Origin of the sequence: Streptomyces sp. NPDC018026 (assembly GCF_044327745.1) — a bacterium.
In the GTDB taxonomy this organism is placed as follows: domain Bacteria; phylum Actinomycetota; class Actinomycetes; order Streptomycetales; family Streptomycetaceae; genus Streptomyces; species Streptomyces rubrogriseus.
Genome location: NZ_JBIRFY010000001.1, coordinates 401,480 through 416,430, shown reverse-complemented (window position 1 = coordinate 416,430; position 14,951 = coordinate 401,480). Strand labels below are relative to the sequence as shown.

At 74.5% G+C, this 14,951-nt stretch carries 11 protein-coding genes; 3 read left to right on the top strand and 8 right to left on the bottom strand.

The window, feature by feature from the left end; translation table 11 throughout:
- Positions 1-75: 75 nt before the first annotated feature.
- Entirely contained in the window at positions 76-2,493 is a 2,418-nt protein-coding gene (gene treY, locus ACH4D3_RS01675; protein WP_398315223.1) for a malto-oligosyltrehalose synthase, read from the top strand.
- A gap of 7 nt (positions 2,494-2,500) precedes the next feature.
- Here treY and ACH4D3_RS01670 read toward each other — a convergent pair whose 3' ends face one another.
- Both ACH4D3_RS01670 and ACH4D3_RS01665 read right to left on the bottom strand, forming a co-directional pair.
- A complete protein-coding gene (locus ACH4D3_RS01670) occupies positions 2,501-3,826 on the bottom strand; it encodes a M14 family zinc carboxypeptidase (protein WP_398315221.1) in 1,326 nt (441 codons plus the stop codon).
- Positions 3,827-4,041: 215 nt separating this feature from the next.
- Positions 4,042-4,593, bottom strand: coding sequence for an FHA domain-containing protein (locus tag ACH4D3_RS01665; RefSeq protein ID WP_398315219.1), 552 nt, complete (start codon positions 4,591-4,593; stop codon positions 4,042-4,044).
- A gap of 176 nt (positions 4,594-4,769) precedes the next feature.
- Between ACH4D3_RS01665 and treZ the strand changes: the two genes are divergently transcribed.
- On the top strand, positions 4,770-6,515 hold the full coding sequence (gene treZ / locus ACH4D3_RS01660) for a malto-oligosyltrehalose trehalohydrolase (protein WP_398315217.1): 1,746 nt from the start codon (positions 4,770-4,772) through the stop codon (positions 6,513-6,515).
- A gap of 18 nt (positions 6,516-6,533) precedes the next feature.
- Here treZ and ACH4D3_RS01655 read toward each other — a convergent pair whose 3' ends face one another.
- Positions 6,534-7,478, bottom strand: coding sequence for an aminoglycoside phosphotransferase family protein (locus ACH4D3_RS01655; RefSeq protein WP_398315215.1), 945 nt, complete (start codon positions 7,476-7,478; stop codon positions 6,534-6,536).
- A gap of 91 nt (positions 7,479-7,569) precedes the next feature.
- A complete protein-coding gene (locus ACH4D3_RS01650; protein WP_398315213.1) occupies positions 7,570-8,700 on the bottom strand; it encodes an aminopeptidase P family protein in 1,131 nt (376 codons plus the stop codon).
- 184 nt (positions 8,701-8,884) lie between these two features.
- On the opposite strand from ACH4D3_RS01650, the gene ACH4D3_RS01645 reads away from it, so the two are divergent.
- Complete coding sequence (locus ACH4D3_RS01645; RefSeq protein ID WP_398315211.1) at positions 8,885-9,640, top strand: metallophosphoesterase; 756 nt, start codon at positions 8,885-8,887, stop codon at positions 9,638-9,640.
- A gap of 24 nt (positions 9,641-9,664) precedes the next feature.
- Here the strand turns inward: ACH4D3_RS01645 and ACH4D3_RS01640 are convergent, their stop codons facing one another.
- From ACH4D3_RS01640 to ACH4D3_RS01625, 4 genes are all read right to left on the bottom strand, one after another.
- Entirely contained in the window at positions 9,665-10,297 is a 633-nt protein-coding gene (locus tag ACH4D3_RS01640) for a PDZ domain-containing protein (protein WP_398315209.1), read from the bottom strand.
- A gap of 75 nt (positions 10,298-10,372) precedes the next feature.
- Complete coding sequence (gene cyc2, locus ACH4D3_RS01635; RefSeq protein ID WP_398315207.1) at positions 10,373-12,553, bottom strand: germacradienol/geosmin synthase Cyc2; 2,181 nt, start codon at positions 12,551-12,553, stop codon at positions 10,373-10,375.
- Positions 12,554-12,723: 170 nt separating this feature from the next.
- The gene (locus ACH4D3_RS01630; RefSeq protein WP_398315205.1) at positions 12,724-13,941 is read right to left on the bottom strand and encodes a damage-control phosphatase ARMT1 family protein; all 1,218 of its coding nucleotides are present in this window, start codon (positions 13,939-13,941) and stop codon (positions 12,724-12,726) included.
- 139 nt (positions 13,942-14,080) lie between these two features.
- On the bottom strand, positions 14,081-14,728 hold the full coding sequence (locus ACH4D3_RS01625) for a ScbR family autoregulator-binding transcription factor (RefSeq protein WP_398315203.1): 648 nt from the start codon (positions 14,726-14,728) through the stop codon (positions 14,081-14,083).
- Between the last annotated feature and the right edge of the window lie 223 nt (positions 14,729-14,951).

Genomic DNA, 14,951 nt, shown 5'->3' with positions numbered 1-14,951 from the left:
GGTGCGGGCGCGTCCCCCTGCACCCGTCAGGGGGACGGTGACAGGAAAGGCCGCGGGGCGGGTACGTAGGTTTCCATGACACCTGAGCGACCCGGCCCCGCCTCACCCCCCGTCCTCCCCTCGGCCACCTACCGGCTCCAGCTTCAGCCGGCCTTCCCCTTCAAGGCCGCGGCGGCGGCCGTGCCGTACCTGGCCTCGCTCGGCGTGTCGCACCTGCACCTGTCCCCCGTCCTGGAGGCGGTCCCGGGCTCGCTGCACGGCTACGACGTCGTCGACCACGCGCGCGTGCGCGGCGAACTGGGCGGTGAGGAGGGCCTGCGGGCCCTGTCGCGCACCGCGCGGGAGCACGGTCTGGGCCTGGTGCTGGACATCGTGCCCAACCACATGGCGATGTCGCCGCGCCACAACCACGCCCTGTGGGAGGTGCTGCGCGAGGGGCCCGGGTCGCCGTACGCCCGCTGGTTCGACGTCGACTGGGAGGCGGGCGGCGGACAGCTCCTGGTGCCGGTGCTCGGCGCGCCGGTCGGCGAGGTGCTGGACGACCTCCGGGTCGACGGAGACATGCTGCGCTACCACGAGCACGCCTTCCCGCTGCGGGACGGCACCGCGGACCTGCCGCTGCCGCGGCTGCTGGACGCGCAGTGGTACCGCCCGGTGTGGTGGCGGCTGGCCCGCACCGAGCTGAACTACCGGCGCTTCTTCAGCATCTCCGAGCTGATCGGTGTGCGCGTGGAGGACCCGGAGGTGTTCGAGGCGACGCACGGCACCGTCCTGCGGCTGCTGCGCGAGGGCGTGATCGACGGACTGCGCGTCGACCATCCCGACGGCCTCGCCGAGCCCGACGCGTACCTGGAGCGGCTGCACCGGGCGAGCGGCGGCCGGTGGACGGTGGTGGAGAAGATCCTGGCGGACGGGGAGCGGCTGCCCGCCGCCTGGCCCGTCGCGGGCACGACCGGCTACGACGCCCTGCGGCACGTCGACGGGCTGTTCACCGACCCCGCCGGGTACGGGCGACTGCTCGACCACTACCGCCGGTTCGCCGCCCCGCGGGCGGATCTGGGCGGGGACTGGGCGGCGACGGTGCGGCGCGCGGCGTACGAGGTGCTCACGCGCGAGCTGGCCACCGAGCTGGACCGGCTGTCCCGGGTGGCGCACCGGCTGTGCGCCGCCGCGCCGGACCCGGCGCTGCGCGACCGGGCGCCCTGGGCGTTGCGCACGGCGCTGGTGGAGCTGCTGGTGCGGCTGGAGGTGTACCGGCCGTACACCTGCGTGGACGCGGCGGCGGTCGTCACCGAGGAGGCGGCGGCCCGGGCGCGGCTCGCCTTCACGGTGCCCGAGGAGGCCGGCGCCGTGGACGTCGTACGGGGCCTGGTGCTGGGGCGGTACGGGGACGGCCCGGACCACGTGGAGTTCCGGACGCGGTTCGCGCAGACCGCGTCGGCGCTGCGCGCCAAGTCCGTCGAGGACACGGCCTTCTACCGCTACGTGCCGCTGCTGTCGGCGACCGAGGTGGGCGGGGACCCGGGCCGGCCGGCCGTGTCGCCACAGGAATTCCACGCCTACTGCGCGCGCGTGCAGCGCGACTGGCCCGCCACGGGCACGGTCGTGTCGACCCATGACACCAAGCGCAGCGCCGACGTGCGCGCCGCGCTGGCGGTGCTCACCCAGTGCCCCGAGCGGTGGGCGGACGTCCTGGCCGAGGCCACCGGGGCCACCGGCACGCACGAGGGGCCGCCGGACGGGCAGCTGGCGTGGGCGGCCTGGCAGACGGTGTTCGGTCTGGGCCCGGCGGACCTGGAACGCGTACGGGAGGCGCTGCTGAAGCACGTGCGCGAGGCGGGCACGCACACCGCCTGGACGGAGCAGGACCCCTCGTACGAGGAGGCGGTGGCCCGGTTCGTGGCCGCGGGTCCGGGCGGCGCGCCGGGCGCGCGGGTGAGTGCCCTGCGCGAGGCGCTCGCGCCGCACATCCGGGCCAACGTCCTCGGCACCGCCCTGGTCCACCTGACGATGCCGGGCGTACCGGACCTCTACCAGGGCACCGAGCACGAGTACCTGGCCCTGGTGGACCCGGACAACCGACGCGCGGTGGACTTCCCCGCGGCCGGGGACGAGGGCTGGGCCGGGGGCCCCGGGGCGAAGGCGGCGGTGACGCGGGCGGCGCTGGCGCTGCGGGCCCGGCGGCCCGGCGTCTTCGGCGGCACGGGGACGTACGAGCCGCTGCCCGCCGAGGGCCCGGCGGCGGCACACTGCGTGGCGTTCGCCCGGTCCGGCCGGACCGTGACCGCCGTGACCCGGCTGTCGCTGCGGCTGGCGGAGGCCGGGGGCTGGCGCGACACGACGCTGGAGCTGCCGCCCGGCAGCTGGGCCGACGCGCTGGCGCCCGGACGGGAGTTCGCGGGCCACGCGCGCGTGGCGGACCTTTTCGCGGACCGGCCGGTGGCGCTCCTGGAGCGGGTGGAGGCGACGGGAACACGGGCGGCCGGAGGCTGATCGCGGGTCAGTCGCGGTGCATCGGCACCGCGGCCTCGGAACCCCGGCCGGGCTCACCCGGGCGGGCGCCCGCGGCGGTGTGCCGTCCGGCCAGTTCGAAGGCGGCGAGCACGACCCGGGTCTGGTATTCCACCTGGCGCCCGACCGGTATCCAGTGCGCCCCGCAGCCGTCGCGGTAGTCGGCGCAGCCCTCGTCGACGAGCCGGTCCAGCTCGGACAGGACGCCCGCCGGATCGCCTCCGGTACGGGTGACCAGTTGGTGCAGCAGCCCCGCGGTACGCAGCGACAGGCGGCGTCCGGCGAGCCGCAGTGCCACGAGGTGGGAGGTGTTCATCGGCGGCAGTGAGCGGTCGGTCCCGTCGTCGGTGTCGGGGTCCCACTCGTCGGCGAGCCGGGGGCAGACCAGCAGGTAGTCGTCGACCGGTGCGAGCAGGTGCGCCGCCTCCGGCACGGCGGCGAGGTGGGGCCTGAGCCGGGCGAGGACGCGGCGCAGCCGGCGGGTGTCGTGGCGCAGGGTGCGGCTCACGGTGCGCAGGACGCCGTCGCGGTCGACGGGGGGCGAGTCGTCCGCCACGGCGGCCACGCCCCACATGGGAGCTTCGACGACCGCGGTGACGGTGCCGTGGCGCCGCGGGTGGCACCAGGTCGAGTCGACGGCGGCCTCGGTGATGGCGGCGGTCAGGTCGCCGCGGCGGGGCGGCGGGATGCGGTAGACGGCGGGTCCGAGGTCGGGCCAGTACAGGGTGTCGTAGGCGCCCAGTTCGCGGGGTATGCCGAGCCGGGCCGCGGTGTGGGAGATGCGCTGGGCGAGGCCCGGCAGCTCGTGGGTCAGCTCGACGAAGCCGCCGCCGACGTCCACGCCGTGCAGGGAGCACTGCAGGAAGGGCCGCAGTTCGTCCTGGAGCGCGAGCAGGGTGCGGGTCTCGGGCAGCGTGGCGCGGTCCGGGCCGTCGGGCAGCCACTCGGGCTGCTCCAGGAAGCCGGGGCGGAAGAAGTTCCGGGCGTAGCGGCCGAGGGTGTAGGGGCCGGTGAGCCAGCCCTCGTTGCGGCGCAGGCCGTCGGGGTCGACGCAGAGCAGCAGGTTCCAGGTGGCGTCGGCGCCCTCGGTGAGCCGGGGGTCGGCCATGGCCCGCTCGGCCAGCCGCAGGGCGGTGGCGCCGCCCACGGGCTCGTTGGCGTGCGGGCCGCCGACGACGAGGACCTGGCGGCTGCCGTGGCCGACGGAGAGCAGCAGCAGCGGGCTGCCCGCGCGGGATGTGCCGACACGCCGCAGCCGGGCGTGTCGGGGATACCGGGCGACGAGTGCGGCGGCCCGGGCGCCCAGCTCGTCCACGGTCGGGTAGCGCAGGAGGGGCGGCAGGGCACACCTCCACGAAGCGAGCCGTCGATTCACCTGGTGTGCGCGGTGTACGCACAGTCAGTCACGACTTGCGGGGTACGTCAACACCACGAAAAGCAAAGCGGTTTGAGCCACGGAGACGGCCACGACTCCGAGTGAAGCGCGGGCCAAGGATCCACCCGGAGGGGCCGCCGGGTCGCCGGGGCGGGTCAGTTCGCCGCCAGGCGGAAGGACATCTCGCCGAAGCCGATCTGATCGCCCTCCCGGACGACGGCCGCGCCGATGACCCGCCGCCCGTTGACCGTGGTGCCGTTCGTGGAGCCCAGGTCGCGCAGTACCCACATGCCGCCCTGAAGGCCGAGTTCCGCGTGCACCCGGGAGACCGTCTCGTGGCTCAGCCGCAGTCCGCTGGCCGGATCGCGCCCTATGCGCAGCGGATGTCCGGCGCCGGGGTGCGGCAGCAGCAGCTTGGGCAGCCGCTCGGCCCGCCACGCCCGGCCGAGTCGTACGCCGAATCCGGACACCGCCTCGACGGTGCCGAACACCAGCCGGGACAGCCGGCTCTCGGTGGGCAGGTCGGCGGTGAGCACGGCCAGCTCCTCCAGGCGGCGGGCGGCGAGCGCCAGCTCCATCCGGCGGATGAACGTGTCGTGCGACAGGCGCCCCATGGCGACGCCGTCCCGGAGCACGCTCAGCGCCTTGTCGCGCTCCGCGTCGGACAGCCGCGCGGGATACGTGGGGAACTCGAAGGACGACGTCACGCAGCTGATTGTCGGTCAGCGGAGCCGGAGTGTCCAGAAAACGGGAAAACGGCGGCCGCGCCGCGCGCCGGTGTCACGACACCCGCCGCGCGCGAGGGCAATCCTCAGCGGAATGATCCCTTCGTGCTGGAACATGGACGCGCTACATCACGGTGAGCAGACGAAGGGGACCGTCCGTGCAGTTCGAGGTGTGGGCACCACAGGCCGGCCGAGTGACGTTGCGGTGCGACGGCGCCACGCGCGCGCTGGAGCGCGATCCGGAGCGGGCCGGGTGGTGGTGCGGTGAGGCTCCGGCGCGGGACGGTTCGCGGTACGGCTTCGCGGTGGACGACGGTCCGGTGCTGCCCGACCCCCGCTCGCGCCGCCAGCCGGACGGTCCCGACGGGCTCAGCGCGGTGGTCGACCACGGGCGGTACGCCTGGCGCACCGCGTGGGCCGGGCGCCCGCTGCCCGGCGGCGTCCTGTACGAGCTGCACGTGGGGACGTACACCCCCGAGGGGACGCTCGACGCCGCCGCGGAGCGCCTCGGACACCTGGCGGGACTCGGCGTCACGCACGTCGAGCTGATGCCGTTGTGCCCCTTCCCCGGGCGGCACGGCTGGGGTTACGAGGGGGTCTCGCTGTGGGCGGTGCACGAGCCGTACGGCGGGCCCGAGGCGCTGAAACGGTTCGTCGACCGGGCGCACGACCTCGGGCTCGGCGTGGTCCTGGACGTGGTGCACAACCACCTGGGTCCGTCCGGCAACCACCTGCCCGCCTTCGGCCCGTACTTCACCGACACCCACCACACGCCCTGGGGCGTCGCCGTGAACCTGGACGCGCCCGGCTCCGACGAGGTGCGGGCGTATCTGGTCGACAGCGCACTGGCGTGGCTGCGGGACTACCGGATCGACGGGCTGCGCCTGGACGCGGTGCACGCCCTGGCCGACACGCGCGCGTGCCACTTCCTGGAGCAGCTGTCGACCGCCGTGGACGGCCTCGCGGGCGACCTGGAGCGGCCGCTCTTCCTGATCGCCGAGTCCGACCTGAACGACCCGCGGATCATCACCCCGCGCGCGGAGGGCGGCCTGGGCGTGCACGCGCAGTGGAACGACGACTTCCACCACGCGCTGCACGCCGCGCTGACCGGGGAGTCGCAGGGCTACTACGCCGACTTCGCGCGCGATCCGCTGGCGGCGCTCGCCAAGACGCTGACCCGGGGCTACTTCCACGACGGTACGTACTCCGGCTTCCGGGGCCGCTCGCACGGCCGTGCGCTGGACCGGGGCCGGGTCGCCGCGCACCGGCTGACCGGCTACAGCCAGACCCACGACCAGGTCGGCAACCGCGCCCGGGGCGACCGTCTGGCGTCCCTGGTCTCCCCCGGCCTCGCCGCCTGCGCGGCCACCCTGACCCTGACCGCGCCGTTCACGCCGATGCTGTTCATGGGCGAGGAGTGGGCGGCGGGCACCCCCTGGCAGTTCTTCACCGACCACACGGACCCCCAGCTCGCCCAGGCGGTACGGCAGGGCAGACGGCGGGAGTTCGCCGCGCACGGCTGGCGGGAGGAGGACGTGCCCGACCCGCAGGACCCGGCGACGCGTGAGCGCTCCTGCCTCGACTGGTCGGAGCCGGAGCGCGAGCCGCACGCGCGCGTACTGGACTGGTACCGGCGGCTGATCGCCCTGCGCGCCGAGCAGCCGGACCTGACCGACCCGGACCTGGCCGACACCAGGGTGGCGTACGACGGCACAGGGCGCTGGCTCGCCTTCCGGCGCGGAGACATCCGGGTGGCCGTCAACCTGGGCACCGAACCGGCGGCGATCCCGCTGGGCAACCGGCCCGCCCAGGTACTCGCGGCGTGGGAACCGGTGGAGGGTCCGGGCGCGAACGGAATACTGCGGGTGCCGGGCGAGTCGAGCGTGGTGCTGGTCCAGGAGTGAGCGGGGGGTTCGAGGCGCTCAGGCGGTGTCGTCCCGGCCGTCGTCGCGCAGCTCGGTCACGCGTTCCAGGAGGATCGGTTCCCAGGCGCGTCGCAGCCGGGTCCTGAGCAGCGGCACGGCCGCGGGCAGCGGCCCGCCGGAGTGGCCGTCGAGTGCCGCCGCGAGGTGGACCACCGCGTCGCAGCGGGCCAGCCACAGGCCGCGCAGGCAGGGCCGGGCGCCGTAGCCGGCGAGGGTGGCCGCGCGGACGGCGGCCGGTGAACCCACGGAGCGGGCGAGCCCGGCGATGTCCTCGGCCGGGTCGCCGAGGACCGCGTCGCTCCAGCCGAGGACGCCGCGCACCCGGCCGTCGGCGCCGACCACGAGGTGTCCGCCGGTCAGCCCGTGGTGGACCAGGACCGCCGCGCCCGGCTGGACGCCGAGCTGGGCCGCCGCTTCCCGGGTGAGCCGCTCGGGCCGCGCGGTGTCGAACTCGTCGGCCGCGGCGAGGCGGCGGGCGGCGCGCTCGGCGGACTGGCGCAGCGCCTCCAGGGAGCGCGGGGCCGCCCGCGGTACGCCGAGCGTCTCGGCCTGCCGGACCGGCACCTCGCGCAGGCCGGTGAGCAGCGCCGCGAGGTCCGCCTCGCCCAGGGCGGACACGTCGTGGTCCTCGCCCGACCCGCCGGCCACCTTGGCGTCCAGGGTGTACGCGAGTCCCGGCGCCCACTCCCCGTGCGCCACGCTGGCCGGCAGCGCGACCGGGAGGTACGGCCGGACCAGTTCGCGCAGGCGCAGTTCGCGGCGGCCGCGCACCGCGGTCTCCCGGTCGGGGGCCAGCCGCAGGACGTGCCGGGTGCCGACCCACCAGGTGTCGGCTGCGGCGCCCCCCGCGACCGGCCGGACGTCGGGTTCCGTGCTCCCGCCCAGCAGGGAGCGGACCAGTCGGCGGACGGTGTCCGCGGTGAGTGTCGGTGCCTGGGTCATGTCGCGCCGTCGTCCTCCGGGTCTGCCGGGGCGTTCGGGTCTGCCGGGATGTTCGGGTCTGCCGGGGTGTTCGGGGTCGGTCCGTCACGGGTCACTCGACGACGACCATCTCCCGGGTGGTGTCGTTGAGCCGCCTGCCGCCGTCCTCGGTGACGGTGACGATGTCCTCGATGCGTACCCCGAACCGGCCGGGCAGATAGACGCCGGGCTCGACGGAGAAGCACATGCCGGGCACCAGGGGCTGCTCCTCGCCCTCGATCATGTACGGCGGTTCGTGCGTGGTGACGCCGATGCCGTGCCCGGTGCGGTGGATGAAGTACTCGCCGTACCCGGCGTCGGCGATGACCGCGCGGGCGGCCCGGTCGACGTCCTGGCAGGCGGCGCCGGGCCGCACCGCGCGGAAATCGGCCTCCTGCGCCTCGCGGACCAGGTCGTGCACCCGGCGCTCCTCGTCGGTGGGTTCGCCCACGTGGACGGTGCGGGAGGTGTCCGAACCGTAGCCGTCCTTGAGGCCGCCGAAGTCGAGGACGATCATGTCGCCGTCCTCGATGACGCGATCGCCCACCTCGTGGTGCGGGTTGGCTCCGTTGGGTCCGGAGGCGACGATGGTGAAGTCGACCTGGGAGTGCCCGAACCGGCGCAGCAGGCCGGCCAGGTCGGCCGCGACCTCGGACTCCCGGCGCCCGCCGAAGCGGACCTGCCGGATCTCCTCGAAGGCGGCGTCCGCTGCCGCGCCCGCCGCCGCCAGCAGCTCCAGCTCCGCCGCGTCCTTGACGGCGCGGAGCATCGGCAGCGCCTCGGTGAGGGAGGCGTACGACGTGTCGGGCAGCGTGCTCTGGAGGGCCAGCAGGTGCATGGCCCAGGCGTTGTCGCTGATGCCGAAGCGTCCGGATGCGTCGAGGAGGGCGGCGGTGGCCGCGTAGGGGTCCTTGCCGTCGGTCCAGTCGCGCAGGGTCAGGGCGGGGGCACCGGCCGCCTTCGCCGCGTCGGGGGCTTCGAGTGTCGGGACGACGAGCACGGGGTCGCGGTCCGGGGCGAGGACGAGCAGGGTGAGCCGTTCGGTGTCCGCCGTGGGCGCGTAGCCGGTGAGCCACACCAGGTCCGGGCCCGGGGCCACCAGCAGCCCGGCGAGACCGGCGTCGGCGGCCGCACGCGCGGCGCGCTCCATACGGGCCCGGTAGTCGTCGGCGGTGAAGGAAGCGGCGGGGCTGCTGCCGGTCATCCGGGCCTCCCGGGGCGGAAGAGTGGGCGGAGGGGTGAAGGGACCACGGGCAGCATCCTGCCCGCAGGACGGGGGCGACGCGAGCCGATTGGCGTTGATCGATCCCCACGACTAATGGTTGTATGCCTATCAAGCATTAGCATCGGGGGCGTCGCGGTCCGGGCGCCCGGAGGAGGCCGGCACCGTGCTCGTACTCGCCCACATCAGCGATCTGCACCTGGACGGAAGCCCGCGGGCCACCGAGCGCGCCGAGCGGGTGCGCGACCGGCTGTGGCGGCTGCCGGGGCGGGTGGACGCGCTGCTGGTCACCGGGGACATCGCGGACCACGGCACGGAGGCGGAGTACGAGGAGGCCGCCCGCGTCCTGGGGCTGCGCGACGGCTCGGCGCCGCTCCCCGTGCTCACCTGCCCCGGCAACCACGACAGCCGTGCGCCCTACCGCAAGGCCCTGCTCGGCCGCCCCGCCGCCGACGGCCCGGTCAACGACGTGCGCGTCTTCGACGGCGGCGCGGTCCTGATGTGCGACTCCAGCATCCCGGGCAGCGACGAGGGGGAGCTGGACGGGGAGACGTACGACTGGATCGAGGCCACGCTCGACGGTCTCGACGACGGCCTTCCGGCCCTGCTCGCCTTCCACCACCCGCCCACGCCCGTGCACCATCCCCTGCCCGACTCCTACCGACTGCGTCACCCCGAGCGCCTGGCCGCGCTGCTGGAGCGCAGGCCCGCGATCGCCGGGCTGATCACGGGTCACGCGCACTCGCCCGCGGCCACCGTGTTTGCCGGGCGGCCGCTGGTGGTGGGATCCGGGGTGACGTGGACGCTGCGGCTGCCCTGGGAGGGCGAGCAGGTCGCGGACCGGGACGCGCCGGTCGGGCTCGCCTTCCATGTGCTGGACGACGCCGGACGGCTCACGAGTCACTTCCGCACCGTCGCGTGACGGCGGCCTCGTGCGGCGGCACCGTCATGTGACGACGCCCGGTACCGCCGTCAGCTGCTGGTAGCCGCCGCTGCGGTGGCGCACGGTGAGCTTGACCTCCTTGCCGGGCCTGGCGCGGGCCACGGCGTGCGCCAGGTCGGCCGCCGAGTCGACGCGGGTGGTGCCGACGGCGAGCAGCACGTCGCCGCGCACCAGGCCGGCCGTGTACCCGGGCCCCGGCACGTGGACGCCCACGACCCGGGCCCCGGGCTTCTCGTCGTCCACGGCCTCCACCCCGAGGGTCGCACCGGCCGGCGCCGGGGAGGGGGACCGGCCGGCGGACGGACCGGCCGACGGGTGCGCCGGGGCGCCCCGGGTGCCCGTCGCCGTCCCCGCGGCTCCCTCCCCTCCCGCCCCTGGGGCCCCGCCCGGTCCCTGCGCCGCGGCCCGCTGCTGCAGTTCGGCGAGCTTGCTCATGCCGATCACCGTGGCGCCCACCGTGCCGAGTCCCACGCCCGCGAGGAGCAGGACGGCCGCGGCGAGCACGCCGAGCAGCAGGGTGGTGAGCCGCCGACGGCGCCGACGGCCGGGGTGCGGGTGCCGGGCACCGTCGGGCTCGGTGCCGGGCCCCGGATCCCGGCCGGGCATCGGCTTGGGACGCAACGCTGTCTGTTCCATGGATCGCCTCCGGCAGGTGCTCTACCCGGCGCACCGGCGCGTGACGAGCCACGAAAGAGTGAGACTGAACGTCGGTCAGTGCGCCAGGGCGGGACTGCTCCTCGGCACGGGCGCGGCCGGGATCCGGTCCGGCAGGAAGCCGTGGGTGCGTCCCGCCAGGTACTCGGCCTTGTAGCGCGGGACGTTCCGGTGCCAGTTGAGGATGCCGGCCATCCAGTTCTGCAGGTCGGTGACGTAGCCGCGCATGACGGCCCGCGCCTCTTCGGAGAGCTGGAAGTCGTCGTAGACGACGGGGAGTTCGTGCGCGACGACGTGCTCGAACTGGCGCATGCGCTGGTTCATCAGGTCCTGCACGACGCCCAGGGCGGCCGGGTAGTCGACGCCGAAGAAGTTCTGCACGACGAGGACCGCGTTGTGGATCTCGCCCTCGTACTCGATCTCCTTCTGGTAGGAGAAGACGTCGTTGAGCAGGCAGGCGTAGTCGATCGCCGCGTTCTCCAGGGAGCGGACGGGGCCGCTGCGGTAGACCTCGGGCGGCACCGCCGGGCCGTGTCCGGCGCGGCACAGGCCCAGGGTGAGGTCGGAGCCGAAGGTGGCGCGGCGCATCTCCAGGTAGTCCACGGGGTCGGGGACCCGGTTCTGGATCTGGTTGGACAGCTCCCACACCCAGGCCTCGGTCATGTCGTCGACGGCCTTCTTCAGCGGGCGTCGCTCCTCGGGCGTCATACCGGCCGTCGTGCGCACCCACAGGTCGATCAGGGAGCGTTCCATGGCGTTGCCGGGCGGCGGGACCGGTTCGCTGTCCAGCGGCATGCAGTCCGACAGGCGGGCGGTGGTCAGCCGGGCGGCGGCGAGGTCCCGGCGGTGGCCGTAGACCAGCGGGTAGTAGTCGTCGCCGTAGGTGCCGAAGGCCAGCCAGCCGGAGGCGAGGTCGAGCTGGTCCTGGGTGGCGTCCGGGTCGAGTCCGGCGGCGCACAGCGGGAGGTCGCAGCTTTCCAGCTTGTCCTCGTCCCAGACGCCCTCGCTGAGGATGCCCATGCTCCGGCACCACTCGGACAGGTGCCGCCGGGCACCCTCCAGGGCGGGGCTCAGCTCCAGCGGGTAGGGCATGCGGATGTCGGGGATGACGGACGGGCCGACCTTCTGGAAGGGCACGTACGTGTACGAGCGGGCCCGGCGGGCGGCGGCCTCGGCGAGCAGTGCGCCGACGTCCGCGGCGGAGGTGCCGGGCCCGGTCAGTGCCTGCCAGCCGGCCAGGGGACGCTCCCCCTTGTTCATGTAGCGGCTGGAGCGCATGTGCCACTCGTGGCCGCCGGACTGCCAGTCCTGGAGGCCCTTCGTGTACGCGCCGACGGCGGCGACCTCCGGCGGGGTCAGGCCGTTCTCCAGGGCGACGGCGGGCACCTCGGTGAACGCGGTGTGCTCGAACTGGTGCAGCCGCGAGGTGAGGACGTCGTTGACCAGTTCGGCGGCCTCCTGGGTGGTGCAGCCGAAGAAGGTCTCCAGCACCAGCACCCCGTTGCTCAGCTCGCCCTCGTCCTCGACCTCGCGCTGGTAGGAGAAGAGGTCGTTGCGCAGGTGCACGGCGTCGGAGAACGTCTCCATCAGCACCCTGAGCGGCCGGGTCCCGGCGACGGCGGCCGGCACCTCGGCGGTCGCGTACTCCACGAGTCCGGCGGACCAGGGGGCGCCGCCGACCTTGCGGCGCATCTCGATGTACTCGACGGGGTTGGCGACCCGCCCCTCGTTGATGTTGGACAGCTCCCACATGGACTCGTTGAGGAGGTGCTCGGTGGCGACGGCGAAGCGGCGGCGCCAGTCGGCCGACATCGCGGGCACCGTGCGGGTCCACAGGTCGGCGAGACCGGCCTCGACCGGGTTCCGCGGCTCGGGCATCGCGGCGGCGTCGTCGAGCGGCATGAACAGCGGGAGCCGGTCCAGGTGGGCCTTGCCGGCGAGGCGGTCCTGGCTGCGTTTGTACTTCTCCAGGAAGTGGTCGTCGAAGAAGAAGACCCACACGTACCAGTCGGTGATGAGGGAGAGCGCCGGCCCGTCGCAGTCGGGGTGGGTGTAGGCGCAGAGCAGGCCGTAGTCATGGGCTTCGAGGTCGGACTGCTCCCAGACCCCGGAGCCCTCCAGCATGCCCATCTCGCGCGCCCACGTCGTCGAGTGGGCGCGGGCCTCGTCGAGATGCGGGTTGAGCCGTGCGGGGTGCGGCAGGTAGAAGTGCGGGAGTTGGAAGGGCTGTTGCGTCATGGCCCGGCCCTACCCAGGGCTCTTCGACCGCATCCGCCGGGCCGCACATGATCACACCATCGCGTGAATCGACCCGGAATGCGGGAACTTCTCCCCGCCGCTCTCCCTCGGCTTCCCGTCGCTCTCCCTCGGCTTCCCGCGCCTCTCCCTCGGCTCCCCGTCGCTCCGTCTCAGCGCCTGACCTGGATCAGGGCGTGCGTGCCGCTCGTCCGCCAGCGCGGCTCGCCGCTCGCCTCCAACGCGGCCTCGGTCTTCGCGTCGAGCCCGGTGACCACGTCGGACTTCAGGGTGCGCAGCGCCGCGACCGGGCCGGGGAAGTACGCGGTGACCTGTGCGAAGGAGGTGGTCGGCGGCCACCACCGGTCGCCCACCAGACGCCGGTAGTTCAGGTCGCCCTTGAGGACGGTGACGGTGGCCGCGGCGAAGTCCTCGCGCAGGTCGTCGGGCATGTCCGCGTACGGCAGCGGGGCACAGGAGAAGGGGTGGGCGCGGACGGTGACGCGGCCGTCGGTCAGCGCGGTCCAGAGCCGCTCGCCGTGGGCCGCGGCCGCGCCGCCCGCCGCGACCAGCCGCCGCAGGGCGTCGAGCACGTCGGTGGGCGTGGCGTCGGAGACGTAGTACGGGTACGGCTTGACGTGCAGGACGGCCCGGTCGACGCGGCCCTCGGCGAGGAGGTGCGAGACGAGGAGCAGGTCGGGGACGAGTTCGCGGCCCGCGTTGTCGGCGACCAGGCACAGCGTGGCCGGACCCCGGTCCGCGGGGCCGGTCCCGGGGGCCGGGAGCAGGGACCATAGGGTGTCGCTGTCGTCGGCGACGAGTGCCTCCACCGCGCCCTCGGTGCCGGTGCCCCGGTCGGAGAGGCGGAAGCCGAGGTCGGCGCGGTTGCCCCAGAGCGAGCCGTGCAGCAGTGCCCGGGTCCGCTCCTCGGGGGACAACGCGTCGAGGCCGTCGAGCGCGGCGAGTTCCTCGTCCGTCTCCGGCGCGTCGAGTTCGGCCAGTTTGGCGGGCCGGAAGGGGTCGACGCCCTGCCAGGGGCCGGGGCCGAAGTAGCCGGCGGCGTCGAGGAGCCGGCGGTAGAAGTGGCTCTCGGCCCACAGCCAGGGCACGTCGTACCAGGAGAGGCCGGCGTACACGTCCATGCCCCACCGCGCCCAGCGGTCCCGGTCGCGGCCGGTGGGGTCGGCGTCGGCGGGCAGCGGCTCGACCACGCCGTCGGCGCAGCTCGCGAGCAACGCGTCGAGCGCGCGGCGCCGTTCGGAGTCGAAGGGGAAGGCGTCCCGCACCTGCCGCACGATGGCGGGGTGCCGCTCGGCGAGCACGCCGTGCGGGAAGGAGCCGGGCTCGTCGCCGAGGATGACGGGGGCGGTCACGGACGGGGTGTCGGGCATGCGCGTCACCGTACCGGTCGGACCGCGCGCGCCCCCGTTCCGCGTGGTCGGACCGCGCGCGTCCCCCGTTCCGCGCGGTCGGACCGTGCGCGTCCCCGTCCCCGGCAGTCGAGCCGAGCGCGTCTCCCGTTCCCTGCGGTCAGGCCGGGCCCGTCTGCTGCTTCAGGCGGGCCGCGAGGGTGACGTAGCGGGCCCGCCGGGGCACCGGGACCATGCCCCGGATCAGGATGTACCACATCTCGGCCAGGCGACGGGGCCCGCGCCCGGCCGGTTCGAGGGTGCCGCTCACGACGCGGGTGCCGACGACGGAGCAGACGAGGGTGTGGGCGACGGAGTCGACGTCGATGTCCGGATGCACGTCGGACTGCCGCACCGCGCCCAGCAGCCGGGCCCCGGCCATCTCCCGCCACTCGGTGAAGGGGTGCGGCAACGGCGGCCGTACCGGTACGCCCGCGGTGGCGAGGCGCAGCCCGGCCCGCAGCACCGGCCCCTCCTCGCAGAGCCGGGCCATGCCGAACGTGAGGCGCATCAGCGCCTCCAGCGAGGAGTAGCCCCGCCCGTCCAGGTCCTTCGCCAGCCGGCGGGAGATGCGGGACTGCATCTCCATGATGGCGTGCGCGAGGTCTTCCTTCGCCGCGAAGTGGAAGTACAGGGCGCCCTTGGTGACCCCGGCGTGGGCGACGATCTCGCTCAGGGTCGTCGACTCGTAGCCGTGGCGGTCGAACAGGTCGGCCGCCGCACCGACGATCGTCGCGCGGGTCCGTTCGGCGCGTAGCTGCCTCGCCATCGGCTGGACTCTCCCGGGCTGAAACTCGACAGACCGTGCCGCCTGTCTTTACCCCCCGCACACGATAACTCACCGACTAACGGACCATCAGATCAGCTCCGTGGCCCCGTGATCGCCCGCGGACGCCGCCGGGCATACCGCCCGGCATTCCGCTTCGGCCCGCTTTCGCCACCCCCGTTCATCACGATGCGGCACCGACAACTCAGAGCAGTTCGCTGGTCAC

Excerpts from the sequence above, each read along its gene's own strand:
- cyc2 (WP_398315207.1), bottom strand. The coding sequence starts at position 12,553 with ATGACGCAACAGCCCTTCCAACTCCCGCACTTCTACCTGCCGCACCCC.
- ACH4D3_RS01650 (WP_398315213.1), bottom strand. The coding sequence starts at position 8,700 with ATGACCGGCAGCAGCCCCGCCGCTTCCTTCACCGCCGACGACTACCGG.
- ACH4D3_RS01625 (WP_398315203.1), bottom strand. The coding sequence starts at position 14,728 with ATGGCGAGGCAGCTACGCGCCGAACGGACCCGCGCGACGATCGTCGGT.
- ACH4D3_RS01655 (WP_398315215.1), bottom strand. The coding sequence starts at position 7,478 with ATGACCCAGGCACCGACACTCACCGCGGACACCGTCCGCCGACTGGTC.
- ACH4D3_RS01640 (WP_398315209.1), bottom strand. The coding sequence starts at position 10,297 with ATGGAACAGACAGCGTTGCGTCCCAAGCCGATGCCCGGCCGGGATCCG.
- ACH4D3_RS01630 (WP_398315205.1), bottom strand. The coding sequence starts at position 13,941 with ATGCCCGACACCCCGTCCGTGACCGCCCCCGTCATCCTCGGCGACGAG.
- treY (WP_398315223.1), top strand. The coding sequence starts at position 76 with ATGACACCTGAGCGACCCGGCCCCGCCTCACCCCCCGTCCTCCCCTCG.